Below are 19,446 nucleotides of genomic sequence, written 5' to 3' on the forward strand. Positions count from 1 at the left end.
ACAGAGCCGCCTGAAACCGCTTTCAGGCGGGCGAATGCAACGCTATATGCCGCCCATGACCCCACGCGACAAAATCCGTAATTTTTCCATCATCGCCCATATCGACCATGGGAAGTCGACCCTTGCCGACCGCCTGATCCAGGCCTGCGGCGGGCTGACGGACCGGGAGATGAGCGAACAGGTGCTCGACTCGATGGATATCGAGAAAGAGCGCGGCATCACCATCAAGGCCCAGACGGTGCGCCTGTCCTACACGGCGCAGGATGGCGAGACCTATACCCTGAACCTGATGGACACGCCCGGACACGTCGACTTTGCCTATGAAGTTTCCCGGTGCCTCGCCGCCTGCGAAGGCTCCCTGCTGGTGGTGGATGCCTCCCAGGGCGTGGAGGCCCAGACGCTGGCCAACGTCTACCAGGCCATCGACCAGAACCATGAGATCGTCCCCGTTCTCAACAAGATCGACCTGCCGGCCGCCGATGTGGACCGCGTGAAAGAGCAGATCGAAGAAATCATCGGTCTTGATGCCTCCGATGCGGTGCAGATTTCGGCCAAGACCGGCCTTGGCATTCCGGATGTGCTCGAAGCCATCGTCACCCGCCTGCCCCCGCCGCGCGGCGGCGAACAGACCGCGCCACTCAAGGCGGCGCTCGTTGATGCCTATTACGACCCCTATCTCGGCGTGGTCGTCATCGTGCGTGTGCATGACGGCGTGCTGAAGAAGAAACAGTCGATCCGCATGATGCGCACCGGCGGCGTCTACGAGATCGACAAGGTCGGCACCTTCAATCCGAAGCTCACCGAAGTCGATGCGCTCGGCCCCGGCGAGGTCGGCTATTTCGTCGCCTCGATCAAGGAAGTCGGCGACTGCTCCATCGGTGACACGATCACCGAAGACAAGCGCCCGACCGACAAGGCCCTGCCCGGCTATAAAGACGTGCAACCGGTCGTGTTCTGCGGCCTCTTCCCGATGGATGCGGGCGATTTTGACGATCTGCGCGCCGCGATGGGCAAGCTGCGCCTGAACGACGCCTCCTTCACCTGGGAGATGGAAACCTCTGCCGCGCTCGGCATGGGCTTCCGCTGCGGCTTCCTTGGCCTCTTGCACCTGGAAATCATTCAGGAACGCCTCTCCCGCGAGTTTGACCTCGACCTGATCGCGACCGCGCCGAGCGTCGTCTATGAAATGACGATGACGGACGGCACCGAGATTGAGCTGCACAACCCCGCCGACATGCCGGACGTGGTGCGCATCGCCGAAATCCGCGAGCCGTGGATTTCCGCCACCATCTACACGCCGGACGAATATCTCGGCTCGATCCTGAAACTCTGCCAGGACCGGCGGGGCATCCAGACCGAACTATCGTATGTAGGCGGACGGGCCTGCGTGAAATATGAACTGCCCCTCAACGAGGTGGTGTTCGATTTCTATGACCGCCTGAAATCCATCTCGCGCGGCTATGCGAGCTTTGACTACACGCTGATCGGCCACCGCGCCGAAAACCTCGTCAAGCTGCAGATCCTCGTCAATGAGGAACCCGTCGATGCGCTCGCCATGCTGGTTCACCGCGACCGCGCCGAAAGCCGGGGCCGCCAGATGTGCGAACGCCTGAAAGAGCTGATCCCGCGCCAGATGTTCAAGATCCCGATCCAAGCCGCTATCGGTGGCCGCGTCGTCGCGCGCGAAACCATCAGTGCCATGAGGAAAGACGTCACCGCGAAATGCTATGGCGGCGACGCCACGCGCAAACGCAAACTCCTCGACAAGCAAAAGGCCGGCAAGGCCCGCATGCGCCAGTTCGGCAAGGTGGAAATCCCGCAGGAAGCCTTTGTGGCTGCGCTGCGGATGGATGGGGATTAGAGTCCGGCTCGATTGAACTTATAGTATTGAGCCTAATTGGAATGCATGTACTCCCAGCAGATTTTAATTCTAAAGTTGTTTTTCCCTCGATCTTCAGGTAGATGACTCGCCATTTGGAGGCTTGCGCGGGGCAATGCATGCGGACGGCTATCAAAAGAGGCTGGGACGCGCCGTGATACTGGCGATCTTTTCAGCCGTCCTGATAGTTGGAGCGGCAATGGCTTCAACGTGGAAGCAGGAAATTGGGCTTCTCTTCAACACTGAAGGCTACAAGCCGACTACCTTTCAATACATTGCTTTTGGCTTGCTTACATTGGTTCTGATTGGAATGGTTGCTTTGATGGCAGTCGCTTTGGAGACGGTAAGAGCGGACTATTCAGCTTTTCTGAATAAAAAGCAGATTGAGAACTCCCCGCCCATCACTGTCCCAGTACCATCGCTGAGCGCCAAGCAAGCGACTGTATACAGTTATCAACAGAGAGGATTTCGGTTTCATAGTAACATAGCAGAAAGCGGAGAGACGAATTCTGTAGAACTCTGGTCAGCGCCTGACGCAGTCTTAGATGAGATGCATTTGTATCGTAGATCAGGAGCATTAATATATGAGGATGGTACTGCTACCCAGTTTTCTATCGCTGTTCTGTATGCTGATAATGTTTGGAAGTTAGGTAGCGAAACACAGGTAGAGAAAAGACACTTCAGGCAACCTACGGCGATACGTTCGGCCTTAAACCGGCCCGCGGTAGAACAGCTGGCGAAGACTAACGATTACATAGTCGGAATCGGATTAGCATCATCCAAACCAACCTCCGTTGCGGAGCGAAATGAAGCACTGGCACATGCGCGAGCGCGAAACATCGGCTTTTCTATATACAAGCTCGGATTTGCCCCAAACGAACGAATTCGGAGCGTCAGCTTTGGGCAGGCAAAGCAGATGCCTCAGGTGGAGGAATTCGAGCCACGCCAAAGATCCGTTATTCTCATCGGAGTAAATGCCTCGCGCGATGTAAATCTCGCAAGTATTTTGAGCAGTGCTGCAAGATTAATAACGCTGGAAGGCGTTGATCTGTCCGCATACAGCAGAAATACCAACAATGTAGTACTAGTAGAAGACTTCAGCAAGATGCGAGACTACGTGAAGGCTAGCGACATAAAACTGGTGAGCGGAGATGCTAATTATCTAACGCTACCGAGTGTTCCACAATCTGATTAGAAGACAGGTGATGATCATTGCGGAGTTGGGAAAACAGCGAAGGGCCCACACTCTGATGCATAGCTTTCCCAGTCACGACACTAATCATCCAGCGCTGCAATCTCCTTGTCCAGCGCTTTAGCCGCCTGCGCGTTCAGCCACCAGATGGCCCCGAAAACGGCCGCCTCAATAAAGACGGCGAACGCCAGCACGCCCAGTTTTGCCGCGAGCGGTGCCGGATTGTCCGGCGACAGGCTGACGCCGAGCAGGAACACCGCCATTCCCGGCACGAAAGGCAACAGATACCAGCGCCAGACCGAGGCGAGCGCCGCGCGCTGGCGCAGCAATTCCTTGCGGTGGAAATCAGCGAGGCTCTCGGCCGCGTTCATCTCCTCCGCGCCTGCCGCCCGGGCCATGGTGTGGAGCTTCCAGCAAACATAGAGAGCGCCCAGAACCGTCAGGATACATCCTGCCTTCACGACTGGCTCGGGAATGATCACGGCCATCCATCCGAATACGCCAATGACCAGAGCGGAAGCGGCATACTCCCTGATATTCCGCCAGCGGATGGTCTTCTGGAATCCGCGCGCCTTGCGCCGGATTTCCTCCAGCGGAATGGAGAACTCCCCGGTCTGCTGACCGGCCCAGAGATCGCGCAGAGGATCATGATCAGACATCGGCTTTCTCCCTGAAATCTTCTGCCAGCCGCGCCTTGAGGCGGGAAATACGGGTCGTCACGGCGCCAGGCGTAAAGCCGGCAATCTCTGCAATGGCCGGCGCGTCCATCTCTTCCAGATAGAGCGTCATCACCTGCCGGTCTGCCGGCTTCAGGGCGCGTATCCAGGCGTTGAGCCGCTCCAGCGCGTCCCCCCGCTCATAATCCGAGGCCGGATTATCCGCCGCCACCACCGGGCCGATGGCCTCCTCGCCCACAAGCCCCCGATTGCGCCGCGCCTCGCGGCCCACATGGGTGGCGGCCACATTATGCGCGACCCGGTAAACCCATGTCTTGAGGCTGCAGCGCCCGTCAAATTTCGCCAGGCTGCGCCAGAGGGCGACATGCATTTCCTGCAACAGATCCCGGCGGCGCTCCGGATGGGCCTCCATCGCGCGGGCCAGCCGCTGCAGCGCGCCGCCATGGGCCTCTGCCGCGTCAAGGTAGCGCTGATCCTGATCGAACACCGGCTTCTGATCCTGATCGAACACCGGCTTCATGACGGGATAGTCTGCCGGCTGAGCGGATTCTTACAATCCTTATCGGAGAAAGGTCGCGCCGACCCACGCCAGCAATGGCACGAGCATCGTGAACGCCATCCAGTAACGCAGCATCGGCGGCACAGCCTGCGGGCCATAAGCCTTTGACGAAAGCCCTTTGGGCCGGAATTTGCTGTGCCGGCGCCTGACGGCAACGGCCCGCTGCTTCGGCCGCCGGAACTCCAGCACATTGCTTTTCCGTGCCATTTTGGCGTCCTCCCGCCCTCTCAGCGGGGAACCCTGCCTGCAAAGCCCTGAAGCAGCGTTGTTTCATCCTTTGAAATTTCATCGATTCCTCCCCGGTGCGCGAGGCCGGCGAAATTCTATTTCCCGGCTAGCCGCCGCGCGCGGAAAGGGGCACAAAAGCAGGCCAGACTGCGAAAGGACGATCCCATGCGCCCCCGCCCGTTTACCGCTCTCTTGCTTGCCGCCCTCACCTTCGGGGCCTGCGCCAGCGCGCCCCAGGCCAAAGCCCTGGAGTCCCCCGCCGGCGCCGCCATTGCGCCGGTCATCCCCGATCCCGCCCTCGCCAATGGCGCCGCCGCCGGCGTCTACCGGCTCGACAAGTACCATGCGAGCCTCGTCTTCGCCGTGGATCATCTCGGCTTTTCAAACTATGTGGGCCAGTTCACGCGCTTTGATGCAACCCTGACGATCGATCCCGCCGCGCCCGAGGCCGCCACGCTCACCGCAACGGTCGACCCAACCTCGCTCACCATCCCCACCCCGCCCGAAGGTTTCCTCGAAACACTGTTGGGCGCCGACTGGCTGAACGCGGCCGCCTTCCCGGAAATCACCTTCACCTCCACGCAAATCCGCCAGACCGGCCCCGCAGACGCCGAAGTCACCGGCGGTCTGACCTTCCTGGGCGCAACCGTCCCGGTCTCTTTTCAGGTTCACTTCAACGGCGCCTATCCCGGTTACCCGCCCTATGATCCAAATGCCCGTGCGGGCTTCCACGCCGCCGGCAGCCTCAACCGCTCGGATTTCGGGATGACCCATGGCCTGCCGCCCGAAGGCTCCAGCATGGGGGTCGGCGATCAGGTTAAATTCTGGATCGATGCCGAGTTCACCGGCCCGCCCACTGAGACCGCGCCGACTTAACCGCTTCAATCCGGCCCCCTGCCCCGCTATATGCGGGCGATGACCAAGCCCCTGACGATCCTCGGCATCGAAACCAGCTGCGACGAGACGGCCGCCGCCGTGCTACGCTATGAGGCTGGCCGGGCGACGCTATTGTCAGACGTGATCCGCACGCAACTTGCCGAACATGCGCCCTATCTCGGCGTCGTGCCGGAGATTGCCGCCCGCGCCCATGCCGAACTGGCAGACCTCACGGTCGCAGCCGCCATGAACGCGGCAGGTCTATCCTATGCTGATCTTGACGGCGTCGCCGCCACCGCCGGCCCCGGCCTCATCGGCGGCGTTCTGGTCGGCCTGATGACCGGCAAAGCCATTGCCCAGGCGGCCGGCAAGCCCTTCATCCCGGTCAACCATCTGGAAGGCCACGCCCTTTCGCCCCGTCTGGGTACGGATTGCCCCTTTCCTTACCTCCTGCTGCTGGTCTCCGGCGGGCATTGCCAGTTTCTGGAAGTGCGCGGCCTGGGGAACTATCGCCGCCTCGGCTCCACCATCGACGACGCTGTCGGCGAAGCCTTTGACAAGGTGGCCAAACTGCTCGGCCTCGGCTTTCCCGGCGGGCCTGCGGTAGAGCGCATGGCGGCGGGGGGTAATCCGAAGGCACATGATTTTCCGCGCCCCCTGCTCACTCGTCCGGGCTTGGAAATGAGCTTTGCAGGCCTCAAAACCGCCGTCACCCGCGCTGCTGAAAACGCGCGCAGCGACAGCGAAAAGGCCGATATCTGCGCCAGCTTTCAGGCCGCCATCTGCGATGTCCTGTCGGCGCGGGCGCGGCGCGCCCTGGAAGCGTTCGATGCGGGCGCGGACGAAAAACGCTTCGTCGTGGCCGGAGGCGTCGCCTCCAACAAGGCCATCCGCGCTGCGCTCGAAGCAGCGGCAGAGGCGGGCGGCGCGCGCTTGATTGCCCCGCCCCTGCGCCATTGCACGGATAATGCCGCAATGATCGCGCTGGCCGGCGCAGAGCATCTGGCCGCCGGTCAGTCTACGCAAGACGGTCTCGCCTCGGGCGCGCGGCCGCGCTGGCCGCTGGACGAGGCCTCAGCCAAGGCAGACCCCGTCTTCGGCGCGGGCCGGCGCGGCGCCAAGGCCTGACCGCATAGAGACTTGCCCCCGCCTCAAATGATTACGGGCGCCTGCAGGAGGCGCCCGTCTGGCCGGTATCCGGGTGGGAGGAAGCCCGGAAGTCCCCGCATCAAGCTGAACGCGGCAGGGGAAACGCGCGCAGCGATACCTGTGCGCGCCGGCCTTAGCCGACGAAATAAGCGAGCTGCACGGTGGCCCACATGACAAGGGCGGTGGCAGGGATGGCCGCAAGGAAAGACAGAACGGCCTGACGATTTTCCTGGGAGGACATGGGGAGAGCTTTCTGACGGTGCCGGGCAGCGACCATCGCCGCCCATGACCATCATATAGCACCCCATTGAGGGATAATCAATGAATAAATTTGATTTCGTTCACTCGTCAGTGTTCAGGTGCTTCTTCATGACAGCATCGACGCCCGGAACGCAATGCGGATCGACCGCTTCGGGCAGGCTTTCCCAGGCGGCGGGCGGGGTTGCGCCGGGAGACAGGCCCGCCAGCAGCAGATCCATCACCCCGTCGATTTCGCGCTGCAGTTTGGGCAGGGTCAGTTTCGAGAAAAGCTGCGGAAAGCGGAACTTCATCAGCGCCGCCTGCCACATCTCGGCGACCTCTTCGGGATTGTCGATCGCCCGGAATTCGCCGGCCGCCACACCATCCTCCATGATCTGAACGAGATAGGTGCGCTCCTTGGCGAGCTTTTCATTCATGTAGAGCGGGCGTTCATCCGAAAGGACTTCCGCCACTTCCAGAATCTTCGCCTCTTCCGCGATGGCAGAATAGGTCCGCGTCAGCTCGTAATGGAAGATTTCCCGCATCCGGTCGGCTGCGGAAACCTTCTTGTCCGCGATCCTGGCGAAGGTGGCGTAGGCTTCCTCATTGAACTTGCGGGCCATGGCCTCGGCAATGTCGAGCTTGGAGGCGAAGAAACGGTAGATATTGCCGGCGGACATGTTGCAGTCCTTGGCGATCTCCGCCATCGTTGTCTTCGAATAGCCATAGTGAAGAATGCGCTCCACGGCGGCGTGGAGAATCATCTTCCTAGTGTCGTCCATCTGGGTCATCGGGTAAGTCTACAGCAAATTGCTGAACGTTCAATATATTGTTCAGCGTCCATTTTGTGTCATCTACCTGACATTGCGCGCTCGCCAGGCCCCTGCTTCAAACCAGCCCCAGAACAGCGATGACACCCCCCTTCTGACTGTGCCATAGCGGCGGCAGAGCAAAAGGGAGATGCCTGCAATGCCGCTTTACTGTCTGCACTGCCTCGACAATGAAACCGACGGCGCCGCGCGCCGTGCGGCAACCCGCCCAGCGCATCTGGAATGGGTCGCCAGCCTTGGAGATACCTGCCGCATGGCCGGCCCCCTGCTGAACGAAGAAGGCGGCATGATCGGGTCGGTCTTCCTGATGGTGGCGGAAAATGCTGCTGCCGCCCGCGCCCTCAACGCCGCAGACCCCTATACAAAAGCCGGCGTCTTCGGCCGCGTCCATATCAGCGAAACGCGCTGGGCCTATGGCGAGGGGAAACCCGCATGAGAAAATTCATTTCCGGCAACCTCAACTATTCCAGCTGGTCGATCCGCCCCCTCATGGCCGTGCGCAAGGCGGGCCTGGGTATCGAGGAAGAAATCCTCCCGCTGGACTTCCCAGAGACCACAGCCCGCCTGAAGGAGATCAGCCCGACGGCCAAGGTGCCGCTGCTGATCTGGGATGATCTGATGATTTGGGAAAGCCTGGCGATCACCGAATTTGTCGCCGAACTGGCCGGCCCCGGCGTCATCTGGCCGAAAGATACGGCCCGGCGGGCCATTGCCCGGGCGGTTTCTTCGGAAATGCATGCCGGCTTTGCCGCCATCCGCAACGCCTGTTCGATGGACATTCGCGGCCGCACGCCTGCGCCAGAGATGACCCCTGCCCTCGAGGCGGACATCGCGCGCCTCCAGACGATGTGGTCCCAGTTGCGGGAAACCCATGGCCGCAATGAGGAGGAGCCCGGCCCATTCCTCTTCGGCGCCTGGTCGGCGGCCGATGCCTTCTACCTGCCTGTGGTGACCCGGTTCCGCACATTCGGCTTGCCGCTCACGGGCGCCGCCGCCGATTACGCCGCCGCCGCTCTTGAAGATCCGGACTTCAAACGCCTGGAAGCGCAGGCCGCTGCCGAGCCCTGGTGGATCAGGTATGGGCCTGAAGGCCGCTCCAGCGGCTATCTCAAGCCTTAGGCGGCGTCATCAGATCATAGCCGAGATCGTAGCGGAACAGCGTCTTCACGCGCTGCGCATAAATCTCCATTGCCTCGCCCGAGAACAGTTCCTCCAGAGACACCTGGCGGTTTTGCAGCACGTTGGGCTCCGCCTCGGGATCAACCTTCTTCGCCATCGCCTCCTTGGTGCCTTCCGCCAGAGCCGCCTCGATCGCTTCGGGCTTCAGCGCGATGCCCCAGTGCCTCGCCATGGTTTCCAGCGTCCCGCGCGGATCGGCGCGCGTTTCTTCATACTGCACACGGAGGATCGAGGCCGGATACTTCTCCGCCACTTCTCCCCAGCGGTTCCAGAAGCGCGCCAGCCAGTAAAGATCGCAGCGATAGCGTTTGCCTTCCGGATCGCCCTTCAGATACTCCAGCCAGTCAACCTTGATGTCATATTCCCATTTCGCATGGTGTGACGCCAGGATCGCCATCGGATGACGCACACAGAGCACATAGGGCGGCAAGCCGGCGAGTCCGCGCGCCCATCCCCAGTCGGCAAGCTGATGGGGAATGGTGTGGCTGAAGGCCAGCCTTGGCAATTGCGGAAAGGTCGCCTTGTCCTTCGGCCAGCCGATATAGGGCCGCACGGCATTCTCGGAGAAATATTCCGGCCGCGCGATGCCATATGTGTCGGCCAGCGCCACGGCGAACATATATTTCACCCAATGGGTTCCGGAGTTCTTCGACGTGACGAGAAATCCGTCGAACGCCCCGTGCCGCAACACGGAGAAATTGGTCCACCGGTCATTGTGGACCTTGGCGAGGTAGGATTGAGGTTCGGAACTGATCATGGGGTTATCGCTAGGCGTCCTTGCCGGGGAAGACAATGCCATGTTGGTTGCTGAAGATTGCGTCCGTCCTAGGTCTTCAGCCCGGCCATGTCGCGATAGATCTGCAACAGCCCGAGTTGCGCCCGTGCCGGCAGCCCTTCTGCCTCCGAAACCGCCACCAGCATCGTATCCAGGTCCACCACTTCCTTGGGGCCCAGCTGGGGCGCGTTCACCACCAGCTTGCTGAGGCGGCGCATCTGCGCCTCCCCCGGCAGCTGGCTGCCTGCCACCCAGGCGGCATGCGCCGCCAACTCTTCAGCCTCCTGCACGGAAAAGCTGAAATGCGTGCGGATTTCAGCTTCGATCATGTCGGCCTGCCGCGGCGTGAGCGGCGCGCCCCGCGCCAGCGCCACCATCATCATCATGATCGCCGCCGCTTCCCGCGGATCTTCGATCAGATCGACGCCGCCCCTGCCCGCGCGCCATTTGAACGCCAGACGCCGGGGCGCATTGGCAACCGTCTTTGCCACCTCTCCCAGCTCATCCAGGCCGCGCTTTGCCATTCGCAGACGCCAGGTCCACACGGCGGCGGCGGTGAGAACAGCAAGGAGAGCAAAGACAATATGCATAAGGATATTCTAGTCCGCCTGAGACCGCTGCGCCATGTCCAATTCGGTAAGGTTGCGCGATTGTCCCTTGCCTGCCCGCACCCGCGCCCCCTTAGGGCGCCTGCCTGCGCCGGAACAGACCGGTGATCATTTTCCACAAACCGCCTAAGGCCAGGGGAATAAGGATCCAGCCCTTCTTCAGGAGGGCCAGCAGCACCGTCAGCACCCCTGCCTTCTTGAGGGCTGCGGCCCCCGCCCCGCCCGCAATCAGCGCCGCAACACCATATCCGGCGGTTTTATCCCCCGGCTGAAAGTCCGCATAGGTCTGGCCAGGATTGAACGCAGCCATCCCCAGCACATCCGGCGCGGCCGCCCGCACCTCCTCCAGCGCGTCGATGGTTCCAATGAAGTTGACTGACAACACCCCGCTGCGGCCCAGCAGGCGCATGTCATAGTTTAATGTACCCACGCCCTCGGAATCGGAGAAGATAAGGTCCTTCGCCCAATAGAGCCGGTGCGTGCCGGCTTCATAACGGGGCCGCTCGGCCCAGCCCCTCAGCTCGACTGTCGCATAGCCGAGCCGGCTGCGCTCCTTATTGGCTTCCCGCGTTGCCTTCTGCATGTCCTGCAACAGCTCGGCATAGTCGATCCCGGCGGCGTCATCATCGCTGACATAGCCGCTCGCTTCATAGGTCAGGACCGCGCCCCACGCCGCATCGACCGGCGAGACACCCGCCGGAAAGATCATCCCCAGAACGGTGTCGTCGGGCGGGTTGCCCCAGATATCTTCCAGAATCTTCCGCGCACCTGCCTTGTCATAGAAATCAAAACCATCGCTGACCTGCAGCCTGGCCGGGGCGCCCGAGAGGATCACCTCCCCATGACGGGCAGGGCTCTCCTGCAATATTTCCTCGGCGAAGGCGCGATAGGCCGCCTCCATTTCCTCAGGCGTGTAGTCTTCGCTCTCTATTGCAGCGTCCGGCGCTTGCGCCGCTGCCAGCCCAATCGGACCACCCGACAGGATAATCACTGCTGCCACCGCGCTGATGGCTGCCCGGCCTATTTTCATGAGAAACCCCTCTCTCTGTGGTGGAATAACCATCACAGGGAAAGGGGTTCAGCAAACACTTTTTCGCTTTGGCGGCCTATTCGCCTGCCGCCGCATGTGCCTGCGTCAACACATAGGCACGGATCGCCTCAGCCTCGTCCGGGGTGATATATTCGGCGAACGAGACCATGCCATTGGCCGCCAGATTGCCTTCCAGCACCACGCCCTTCCAGGCATCCGTATTGGCCGTGATGGCTGACCAGCGCAGATCCGGCAGCACGCCGGAAGAAACGCCGAGCGGGCCGTGGCACACCGCGCAGTTGCGGGCATAATGCACCGCGCCTTCCGAGATCACCGCCATCGAGCCGAAAGCCTCGCCTTTCGGGGTGGCATCCACCGGGGCAAGCCCGGAATCGGCAATCTCGCCCGTGCCACCGATCTTGAAAGTCACCACCTTGCCCACCGTCGAAGGCACCTTCTCGTCATAGGCAAAGCCCGCCGCCAGCGCGAAGGCAGAGCCCCAGCCGGTGGTGATGGTCACATACTGTTCGCCATCGATCATGAAGGTGCCGGGCCCCGAAGCGCCGCCGGATTTCAGATTATGGCTCCAAAGCTTCTCGCCTGTGGCCGCGTCATAGGCGACGAATTCGCCATTGAGCTTGCCCTGGAAGACCAGACCGCCTGCGGTGGACAGCACACCGCCATTCCACGCATTCTCATGCTCGACGGTCCAGCGGGGCGCGCGCGCCACCGGGTCCCAGGCGATCAGCCGGCCCTTAAGGCTGGCGCGCAGGAACTTTGCCACTTCCGGCGGCGCAATCGGCCGGCCATTTTCATCCAGGCCAGTCGCCCAGTTCATCGGCACATAAGCGTCGCCCGAGAGGAACTCGCCGGTCGCAGCATCCAGCACATAGAAGAAGCCATTCTTCGGCGCCTGCATGGCAACCCGGCGCGGGGTACCATTCTCTCCCAGCGGCAGGTCCGCCAGAATGATCGTCTGGGTCGCGGTATAGTCCCAGTTATCGCCCGGCGTTGTCTGGAAGTGCCATTTATAGGCGCCGGTATCCACGTCCACCGCAACGATCGAGGAAAGGAACAGGTTGTCCCCACCGGCAGGGTCGCGGAACGTCCGGTTCCAGGGAGAGCCATTGCCAACGCCGAAGATGATCTGGTTGTTTACCTCGTCATAGACAATCGAGTCCCAGACGGTGCCGCCGCCGCCATCGGTCGTCCAGGCGCCTTCATCGCCCCAGGTCACATTGCCGACCTGCACGAACGCATCATCCGAAGCCGCGCCGTCCGGCTGTTTCAGGGGGTTGGGCACCGTGTAAAACCGCCAGACAAGATCGCCGGAGCTTGTGTCGTAGGCGGACAGATAGCCCCGCACGCCGAGCTCCGCTCCGCCATTGCCGATCAGCACCTTGCCGTTCACCACGCGCGGCGCGCCGGTGATGGTGTAGGGCTTGTCCTGGTCAACCGTCACCTTGCTCCAGATGACTTCGCCGGTCTCGGCGTTGAGCGCTTCAAGCCGCCCGTCGATCACGCCGACATAGACCTTGCCGTCATAGACCGCCACGCCCCGGTTCACCACATCGCAGCAGGCCTTCACGCCCACAGCACGATCCGCCTGCGGATCATACACCCACTTCTCGGCGCCGGTCTTGGCGTCCAGCGCATACACCACCGACCAGGCCGAGGTGACGTACATTGTTCCGTCCACGACAATCGGCGTCGATTCCACACCGCGATTGGTGGCCAGGTCATAGGTCCAGGCAACGCCCAGCTGGCTGACATTCTCCTTGTTGATCGCCGTCAGCTTTGAATGGCGCTGCTCATCATAGGTCCCGCCATAGGTCAGCCACTCATTCCCGGCGCTCTCGGTGGAGATGCGGGCCGTATCGACCGCTGCAAACCCGCGCGGCTCTGCCTTCTGAACCTGCCCCTGCCCGCAAGCTGCCAGAACAAAGGCCGCGCCGGCGGCAGCGATGAGGGGGCTGGCCCAGCGGGCCGACACAAACTTGCTCACGATAATCCTCCCAGACCTCGCCCCACAGCGCACGCGCGCGCGGGATCATATGCCCGGCAGACTATCTGCTTGCGTTGCAAAGTCGAGACATGACGCGGCGGGAGTGTTTCCGCCGGTCAGGGAGCTCAGGCCACCGCCGCCAGGCGCAACTCGTCCCGCGCCGCGAGGATCGCCTCATCAATCGCCTGGCGCCAGCTGGCTTTGTCCGCGGCGTTCGCGGCCGCCTTCGGAAAGTTGACGGAGCGTGACGCGCTGACCACACCGCCTTCCCCGTTGACGAGTCCGGAACACGCCTCGGCCGCCCCGGCCCCCTGCGCGCCATAGCCGGGCACAAGGAACAGCGCCTTGGGCGCCAAGGCCCGAACCGCGCGGGCTTCTTCGGGCGCCGTCGCGCCGATCACCATCATCAGGCTCGACCAGCCACAGGGGCTCATGAGCCGCTCGGTCAGCGGCTGAAGCGCCTCTGCCACGCGCACATAGAGCGGCGCGCCTGCCATGATGCGCGACTGGAAATCCGCCGCGCCGGGATTGGACGTGCGCACCAGAACGATCACGCCCTTGCCATGCGCCTTGGCGAGCTTTGCGTAAGGCTCCAGCGTATCCAGGCCCATATACGGGTTCACGGTCAGGGCATCGCCCTCAAACGGCGCGCCGGGCGAAAGATAGGCCTGCGCATAGCCTTCCGCCGTGGTGCCGATATCCCCGCGCTTGGCATCCATCAGAACGATAAGCCCCGCCGCGCGGGCTGCTTTCGCCGCCGCCTGCAGCGCTGCCATGCCTTCGGGCCCGTGGCGCTCGAACAGGCTGACCTGCGGTTTCACCACCGCCACCTTGCCGGCCGCGGCCTCAATGATCGCCTGAGACCATTTCCAGACCCCCTCGGGCGTATCCCCGCCGAAAAGCTCCGGAATCATGCCCGGATGGGGATCGATCCCTACACAAAGCGGGCCGAATTTCCGTGTGCCGTCGATCAGCCGGGATGCAAAATCAGTCATGCGACCACCTCGCACATAACCTTCACCACCTGCAAGCGCCGCCGGGCCGTGTCGGAGGCCGCGCCATAATTGCGGATGCGGAAAGTGTCAGAGGGGCCCGCCTCAAGCGGCACCCCCATGGTGGTGAGGAAGGCGTCCACCGATTGCGGCGCTGTTGTGTAGACGCGGCCCCGGCGCGGGCTTTCGGCCACGATCACCCCTCGTACGGCCCCGTCCTTGCCGAAAACCGGCCCGCCGGAGATGCCGCCCAGCGTCCCGGTCAGACCATTTGTGCGGCCGACTTCGGCCCAGGCCAGGATCGGCATGTCGGCCTCACGCAGACCGCGCGTCACCAGCCGCGAGCGGCCCACCAGCTTGCTGGCAAGCTCCCCAGGCTGTCCCTGCGGGAAGCCGACCAGATAGCCCTCACTGCCCAGAAACATCGGCGATGTGAGGTCCAGCCTCACCGGATTGGGGCTGCGCCCGGTCGAAAGCAGCGCCAGATCATGCCCGTCATCCAGCGAAACCCGCGCCACCGGCACGTAATTACCCGGCGCCACTTCCAGGCTGACCTTGGAACAGCCATCGACCACATGCCGGGCCGTCAGCCAGTCGCCGCGCGAATTGATCGCAAACGCTGTACCCACGCCGTTCTGCGGCGGCCCGGTCTGCACCACGACCAGCTCGTCCAGCGGCGACGGGTCGGGCAGCAGGGGCCCGATTTCCTCAGCGATGATTGATGGCGGCGGCGGCGCGGGCGCCTCAGCCTCCGGCACCAGCGAGAACACGACCAGGAGGATAAAGCCGAGCGCGGCGGCATAGATCACCCAGTCAAACGCACGCATACTCTTCAGATCCTCTGTAACACCGGATCCCACAGCCCTGCCGCAAAGATCAGCCCGGTGCCGAGCTTTGCAGCGGCGAGCACCACCGCCGCGCCCATTTCATCATTCGAAATGCGGCGCGGAATGCCTCGCAGGATCAGGTCCACAATACGGTAGGTAATGAGTTGCATGAGCAGTGCAATGGCCCCCCAGAGCACAAGTTCGGGAAGAGACACCGAAGACGCCAGCGTCGAAGCGATCGGAATGGCCAGCCCCCCGATCGCCCCCGCCAGCGCCACACCGGCGGAAGCATTGCCATCCTTGACGAGGGCCAGTTCCTTCCATGGCGTGAGCAGAACATAGACAGTCGATGCGATCAGCAGCATCGCCCCGGCCATGCCCGTTGACATCAGGAAGCGCGGAAAGGCGGCATCAAAAGCGCTCAATTCTCCCAGTATCACCCTTGTTTATCCTCGCTTGCGGGTCTACGCCCGGCTTCTGGAACCACCGGTTCGACCCTATCGAGTGCGCCCCCCAGCCTCAAGGAGAGAGGAACATGCTCGCCGGAAAAACTGCCCTCATTACAGGCTCAACCAGCGGCATCGGTAAGGCCATCGCGCTGCAGCTTGCAGCCGGCGGGGCCAACATCGTGCTGAACGGTTTCGGTGACGCAAAGGAGATCGAGACACTTCGCGCCGGCATCGAAAAGGATCATAAAGTAAAAGCCGTTTTCTCAGGCGCAGACCTGACAAAACCAGATGCCATCGAAGCAATGATGCAGGAAGCCGCCGATACGTTCGGCGGCGTCGATATCCTCGTGAACAATGCCGGCACGCAATTCGTGGCCCCGATTGACGAGTTCCCGGTGGAGAAGTGGAACCTGATCATCGCGCTCAACCTGTCCGCCGCCTTCCACACCACCCGGCTCGCCCTGCCTTACATGAAATCGAAAAAGTGGGGCCGCATCCTCAATATGGGCTCGGCCCATGCCAAGGTCGCCTCCCCCTTCAAATCGGCCTATGTCGCCGCCAAGCACGGCCTTTCCGGGCTCACCAAGACGACCGCGCTGGAAGGCGCCATCCATGGCGTCCGCTGCAACACCATCTGCCCCGGCTATGTCTTCACCCCCCTCGTCGAAGGCCAGATCGCCGACACTGCCAAGGCCCGCGGCATGACCGAGGAACAGGTCAAGCATGATGTCCTCCTCGCCGCCCAGCCGACCAAGGAATTCGTCACCGCGGAGGAAATCGCCGCTTTTGCCCACTTCCTCTGCTCCCCCGCCGCCGCCCAGATCAATGGCGCAGACCTCTCCATCGATGGCGGCTGGACCGCACAATAAGTTTATTTGACGCTTTGGGCAGACCACGGCACTTTCCTCTGCAATGCTGGCACGCAGTCTTCTTCTCGCCCTCAGCCTCTGGCTGATGATCGCCGGTGGCCTCGCCGCCCATGCGAGCCCCTGCCATATGCAGGATGGGATGAAGCCCGTGGCGGCCAGCGCGCCTGCGGAAGCAGGCGCCTCCCACGATCATTGCGATATGATGGCCGAAGCTGCGCCGGAACACCTCTCTGGTGACACGCCAGACAAGGCGCCGGCGGCTGATGGCATCTGCTGCTGCCCGGCCGTGCTTGCCGCCCTGCCGGCCCCCGCCCTGCCGCAGGCCGCCGCCCCAGCCTTCTCCCTTCCCGCCAGCTTCCCGCTGGACGCCCGCGCCCCCTCGCGCACACTGATCCCCGAGCCGCCACCCCCGAAAGCCTGACCTGTCGATCATCCGCCACCGGATCAATCAACAGACAGGACACACGGCTCATGCCCTCCAAATTCATGGTTGCGGCGCTCGCGCTGACAGCCCTCGCGGCGCCTGCCAGCGCCCGGCCCGTCTCCTATGCAGGCGGCTGGACGGCGATGCAGGACAATAACGGGATGTATTCCTCCCTGCTTGTCCACTATTCGCCCACGGCCACTGACTCCCTCGGCCTCCTGGCCGAGCAGAACTGGTCGATGGACGCCACCTTCACCGGCCTGCAATACACGCGCCTGGCCAAGCGTTGGAACGCGCCGCAAAGCCAGGGCAATCTCTACATCAAGCTCGGCGCGGGCGCGGCCGATGCATTCGATGGCGGCCGGAAAGCCGCCGGCTTTGCCGGCCTTTCGGCGGACTGGGAAACCCGGCGCCTCTTCGTCTCCTATGACGTGCGGGCCCGGGACTATGGCTTCGACCAGTCGGTCTCTCATGCCGCGCGTATCGGCGTTGCCCCCTATGTGGCCGAATTCGGGAAACTCCATACCTGGGCCATGCTCCAGGTGGAAAATCATCCCGAGGCGGATAATCCCGTCCAGGTCACACCCCTCCTGCGCTTCTTCGAAGGCCCCCTCCTCGTGGAGGCAGGCTACACAATCGAAGAAGACCGCTTTCTCCTCAACTGGATCTACCGTTTCTGAAGGACACGTACTCATGAATACCCTCAAAACACTCGCGCTCGCCCTGGCGCTCTGCCTTGCCTCCGCGCCAGCCCTTGCCGCCCCCAGCGCCCCGGCAGTCACCCAGGCCAAAGGCGAGTTCGTCACTGCTCATGTAAACGGCCTCGTCTGCGATTTCTGCGCCCAGGCAATCCAGAAGGTCTTCAAGAAGGAAGCCGCCGTCAAAGGCGTGCATGTCGATCTCGGCAAGGGCGAAGTCCACATCTCGATGAACCCCGGCCAGACGCTGGACGACGCCACCATCGAAAAGCTGATCCGCAATTCCGGCTACGCCCTCACCGGGATCGACCGGGAGGTGGCGGAATGACGGGTATAGACGAAATCCGCCCGCCGAGCACCCTGCCGGCTTTCCTGACCCTGTTCACCTCAACCGGCACGCTGATCTGCTGCGCCCTTCCGGCGCTGCTGGTCAGCCTCGGCGCCGGCGCGGTGATGGCGGGCCTGATCGAGGCCGTGCCTCAGATCACCTGGCTGGGAAAGAACAAGACGCTGGTGTTTGCCCTCGCCGGCGCGCTGCTGCTCACCAGCGGCGCCTGGCAATGGCACGCGCGCAGCCTGCCCTGCCCGGCAGACAAGGCTCAGGCCGCCGCCTGCGCCCGCGCCCGCAAGCTTAGCTGGATCGTCTGGGGGCTGAGCGTCGCGCTCTATGCCATCGGGGCCTTCTTTGCCTTTTTCGCCGCGTCCCTCTTCTATTGAGGGCCTATTGAGGGTCAGTTCAGGACCGGCAAATCCCCCTCACCTGGCAGGTGAGGGGGATTTCTCATTCGGCCGCCTTCATGATGGCTTCCATCCGGGCAATCCAGGTCAGCCAGGCAGCCCGGCCCATGTCGGTCAGGAAAACGCGCGTCTGAGGTTTCTTGCCGACAAAGCGCTTCTCCTGCAGCACATAGCCTGCCTCTTCGAGCTTCTTCAGATGTGTCGACAGATTGCCATCGGTCGCTCCCACCTTGTCGCGCAGCTCCCCGAAAACAGCCGGGCTGGCGGTGGAAAGATACGCCATCACGCCGAGGCGCAGCCGCCCATGGATCACATCGTCGATGTCATTATGGTCAAAGGGATTGTCGCCGCTCATGACGTGATCTTCCCCTCGCTCAAACCGACTCGGAGGGCTCGGCCCGCATCATCATGAGGCCCGGAACAAACACCGCCAGGAAAGCAGAGGCCGCGCCGGCCAGCCAGATATATTCCGTGCCCGTCAGGAAGACGGCCGCGAGAACACCGGCAAAGGCCGCGATCCCGGCAAATTTCAGGGCCCCCTGCCCGGAAATCGCTCCCGTCACGTACTGGCCGATACCATAGAGGCCGAGCACCATCGGCACAGACCAGTAGAAGCCTTCAACCCCTTCCCCGGTCAGCAGCATCCGGGCAATCAGGCCGAGGAAGAACACGGAGAGAAATATGCCGGAGGCGGTCCAGAGCACTGCCTGCACCCGGTTGCCGGCAGACGCCTGCCCCGGCTTGCCGCGCGAGGCGGAGACGAGCAGGAACTGGCCGATCCCGCCCAGCAGGCCAAACACAATCCAGAGATAAAGATACGCCTCCCCGCCAAGTTGGACAGGGCCGGTGGCGATCAGGAAATGCCCCAGATAGGCAAGCGTCACGAGCCCGCCCCACATCGCCAGGAACCGCCCGCCCAGCAGCGGCGCATTCTGGCCGGCTTCGGCAAGGTCACGGATATAGCTGAGATCTTCGGCAAGGCTTGGCGAACGGGTCACGACAGTCTCCTCAATAACTTTGAATTTCAAAGTACTTATTTATTCTACGCCCGTCAAGCCGCTGCCCTGAAAGCGGGGATAAACCCCGCCCTATCCAACACGCCCCGCCCCCTCCGAGAGACCGCGCAACGATTTGTACGTGCCTCTCACACCCCCCATGTCATCCCGGCCAAGGCCGCGCAGCGGCTGCAGAGCCGGGACCTTCTCTCCGCTCCTGCGCCATC

General features: G+C 62.6%; 24 protein-coding genes. 11 read left to right on the top strand and 13 right to left on the bottom strand.

The window, feature by feature from the left end; translation table 11 throughout:
• Window positions 1-55 precede the first annotated feature (55 nt).
• On the top strand, window positions 56-1,861 hold the full coding sequence (gene lepA / locus ACQKI2_RS11975; RefSeq protein ID WP_427379922.1) for a translation elongation factor 4: 1,806 nt from the start codon (window positions 56-58) through the stop codon (window positions 1,859-1,861).
• A 133-nt stretch (window positions 1,862-1,994) separates the two neighbouring features.
• Window positions 1,995-3,074, top strand: a complete 1,080-nt coding sequence (locus tag ACQKI2_RS11980) for a hypothetical protein (RefSeq protein WP_427379898.1) — start codon at window positions 1,995-1,997, stop codon at window positions 3,072-3,074.
• 80 nt (window positions 3,075-3,154) lie between these two features.
• Here ACQKI2_RS11980 and ACQKI2_RS11985 read toward each other — a convergent pair whose 3' ends face one another.
• The 3 genes from ACQKI2_RS11985 to ACQKI2_RS11995 are packed head-to-tail and all read right to left on the bottom strand — an operon-like array spanning window position 3,155 to window position 4,514.
• Window positions 3,155-3,730 (bottom strand): hypothetical protein, encoded by a 576-nt coding sequence (locus tag ACQKI2_RS11985; protein WP_427379899.1) that lies wholly within the window; start codon window positions 3,728-3,730, stop codon window positions 3,155-3,157.
• Window positions 3,723-4,268, bottom strand: a complete 546-nt coding sequence (locus tag ACQKI2_RS11990; RefSeq protein ID WP_427379900.1) for an RNA polymerase sigma factor — start codon at window positions 4,266-4,268, stop codon at window positions 3,723-3,725. Before ACQKI2_RS11990 ends, ACQKI2_RS11985 begins: the two co-directional genes overlap by 8 nt.
• A gap of 39 nt (window positions 4,269-4,307) precedes the next feature.
• The gene (locus ACQKI2_RS11995; RefSeq protein ID WP_427379901.1) at window positions 4,308-4,514 is read right to left on the bottom strand and encodes a hypothetical protein; all 207 of its coding nucleotides are present in this window, start codon (window positions 4,512-4,514) and stop codon (window positions 4,308-4,310) included.
• Between the two features lie 186 nt (window positions 4,515-4,700).
• Here ACQKI2_RS11995 and ACQKI2_RS12000 point away from each other — a divergent pair, with 186 nt between their 5' ends.
• Both ACQKI2_RS12000 and tsaD read left to right on the top strand, forming a co-directional pair.
• Complete coding sequence (locus ACQKI2_RS12000) at window positions 4,701-5,411, top strand: YceI family protein (protein WP_427379902.1); 711 nt, start codon at window positions 4,701-4,703, stop codon at window positions 5,409-5,411.
• 39 nt (window positions 5,412-5,450) lie between these two features.
• Window positions 5,451-6,539, top strand: a complete 1,089-nt coding sequence (gene tsaD / locus ACQKI2_RS12005; protein ID WP_427379903.1) for a tRNA (adenosine(37)-N6)-threonylcarbamoyltransferase complex transferase subunit TsaD — start codon at window positions 5,451-5,453, stop codon at window positions 6,537-6,539.
• Window positions 6,540-6,901: 362 nt separating this feature from the next.
• On the opposite strand, the gene ACQKI2_RS12010 is transcribed toward tsaD, so the two are convergent.
• Window positions 6,902-7,591: a TetR/AcrR family transcriptional regulator gene (locus ACQKI2_RS12010; RefSeq protein WP_427379904.1), complete on the bottom strand. Its 690-nt coding sequence runs from the start codon at window positions 7,589-7,591 to the stop codon at window positions 6,902-6,904.
• A 178-nt stretch (window positions 7,592-7,769) separates the two neighbouring features.
• Here ACQKI2_RS12010 and ACQKI2_RS12015 point away from each other — a divergent pair, with 178 nt between their 5' ends.
• Together ACQKI2_RS12015 and ACQKI2_RS12020 are read left to right on the top strand one after the other, a co-directional pair.
• Window positions 7,770-8,066, top strand: coding sequence for a YciI family protein (locus ACQKI2_RS12015; RefSeq protein WP_427379905.1), 297 nt, complete (start codon window positions 7,770-7,772; stop codon window positions 8,064-8,066).
• Window positions 8,063-8,749: a glutathione S-transferase gene (locus ACQKI2_RS12020; protein ID WP_427379906.1), complete on the top strand. Its 687-nt coding sequence runs from the start codon at window positions 8,063-8,065 to the stop codon at window positions 8,747-8,749. The genes ACQKI2_RS12015 and ACQKI2_RS12020 overlap by 4 nt, the downstream gene beginning before the upstream one ends.
• On the opposite strand, the gene ACQKI2_RS12025 is transcribed toward ACQKI2_RS12020, so the two are convergent.
• The 7 genes from ACQKI2_RS12025 to ACQKI2_RS12055 all read right to left on the bottom strand — a co-directional run bounded on the left by ACQKI2_RS12025 (window position 8,739) and on the right by ACQKI2_RS12055 (window position 15,471).
• Window positions 8,739-9,566 (bottom strand): sulfotransferase domain-containing protein, encoded by an 828-nt coding sequence (locus ACQKI2_RS12025; protein WP_427379907.1) that lies wholly within the window; start codon window positions 9,564-9,566, stop codon window positions 8,739-8,741. The two genes, ACQKI2_RS12020 and ACQKI2_RS12025, sit on opposite strands and share 11 nt — an antisense overlap.
• 68 nt (window positions 9,567-9,634) lie before the next feature.
• The gene (locus ACQKI2_RS12030; RefSeq protein ID WP_427379908.1) at window positions 9,635-10,174 is read right to left on the bottom strand and encodes a hypothetical protein; all 540 of its coding nucleotides are present in this window, start codon (window positions 10,172-10,174) and stop codon (window positions 9,635-9,637) included.
• Between the two features lie 91 nt (window positions 10,175-10,265).
• A complete protein-coding gene (locus tag ACQKI2_RS12035) occupies window positions 10,266-11,222 on the bottom strand; it encodes a DUF2167 domain-containing protein (protein WP_427379909.1) in 957 nt (318 codons plus the stop codon).
• 76 nt (window positions 11,223-11,298) lie between these two features.
• Window positions 11,299-13,227, bottom strand: coding sequence for a PQQ-dependent dehydrogenase, methanol/ethanol family (locus tag ACQKI2_RS12040; protein ID WP_427379910.1), 1,929 nt, complete (start codon window positions 13,225-13,227; stop codon window positions 11,299-11,301).
• Window positions 13,228-13,352: 125 nt separating this feature from the next.
• A complete protein-coding gene (pyrF, locus tag ACQKI2_RS12045; protein WP_427379911.1) occupies window positions 13,353-14,222 on the bottom strand; it encodes an orotidine-5'-phosphate decarboxylase in 870 nt (289 codons plus the stop codon).
• Window positions 14,219-15,046 carry a S1 family peptidase gene (locus tag ACQKI2_RS12050; RefSeq protein ID WP_427379912.1) on the bottom strand — a complete coding sequence of 276 codons (828 nt, stop codon included), beginning with the start codon at window positions 15,044-15,046 and terminating at the stop codon, window positions 14,219-14,221. The genes pyrF and ACQKI2_RS12050 overlap by 4 nt, the downstream gene beginning before the upstream one ends.
• Window positions 15,047-15,051: 5 nt before the next feature.
• Window positions 15,052-15,471: a DUF350 domain-containing protein gene (locus ACQKI2_RS12055; protein WP_427379913.1), complete on the bottom strand. Its 420-nt coding sequence runs from the start codon at window positions 15,469-15,471 to the stop codon at window positions 15,052-15,054.
• Between the two features lie 110 nt (window positions 15,472-15,581).
• Between ACQKI2_RS12055 and ACQKI2_RS12060 the strand changes: the two genes are divergently transcribed.
• From ACQKI2_RS12060 to ACQKI2_RS12080, 5 genes are read left to right on the top strand one after another with little or no spacing between them, the layout of a single operon-like run.
• Entirely contained in the window at window positions 15,582-16,364 is a 783-nt protein-coding gene (locus ACQKI2_RS12060; RefSeq protein ID WP_427379914.1) for a 3-hydroxybutyrate dehydrogenase, read from the top strand.
• Window positions 16,365-16,407: 43 nt separating this feature from the next.
• On the top strand, window positions 16,408-16,785 hold the full coding sequence (locus tag ACQKI2_RS12065; RefSeq protein ID WP_427379915.1) for a hypothetical protein: 378 nt from the start codon (window positions 16,408-16,410) through the stop codon (window positions 16,783-16,785).
• A 50-nt stretch (window positions 16,786-16,835) separates the two neighbouring features.
• Window positions 16,836-17,468: a hypothetical protein gene (locus ACQKI2_RS12070; protein ID WP_427379916.1), complete on the top strand. Its 633-nt coding sequence runs from the start codon at window positions 16,836-16,838 to the stop codon at window positions 17,466-17,468.
• Window positions 17,469-17,481: 13 nt separating this feature from the next.
• A complete protein-coding gene (locus tag ACQKI2_RS12075; protein ID WP_427379917.1) occupies window positions 17,482-17,814 on the top strand; it encodes a heavy-metal-associated domain-containing protein in 333 nt (110 codons plus the stop codon).
• Window positions 17,811-18,203, top strand: coding sequence for a hypothetical protein (locus tag ACQKI2_RS12080; RefSeq protein WP_427379918.1), 393 nt, complete (start codon window positions 17,811-17,813; stop codon window positions 18,201-18,203). The genes ACQKI2_RS12075 and ACQKI2_RS12080 overlap by 4 nt, the downstream gene beginning before the upstream one ends.
• A gap of 64 nt (window positions 18,204-18,267) precedes the next feature.
• Here ACQKI2_RS12080 and ACQKI2_RS12085 read toward each other — a convergent pair whose 3' ends face one another.
• On the bottom strand, window positions 18,268-18,579 hold the full coding sequence (locus tag ACQKI2_RS12085; protein WP_427379919.1) for a winged helix-turn-helix domain-containing protein: 312 nt from the start codon (window positions 18,577-18,579) through the stop codon (window positions 18,268-18,270).
• 19 nt (window positions 18,580-18,598) lie between these two features.
• Window positions 18,599-19,222, bottom strand: a complete 624-nt coding sequence (locus ACQKI2_RS12090; RefSeq protein WP_427379920.1) for a hypothetical protein — start codon at window positions 19,220-19,222, stop codon at window positions 18,599-18,601.
• Window positions 19,223-19,446: the final 224 nt, after the last annotated feature.

It is taken from the genome of Hyphomonas sp. NPDC076881 (genome assembly GCF_050269995.1).
Classification (GTDB): domain Bacteria; phylum Pseudomonadota; class Alphaproteobacteria; order Caulobacterales; family Hyphomonadaceae; genus Hyphomonas.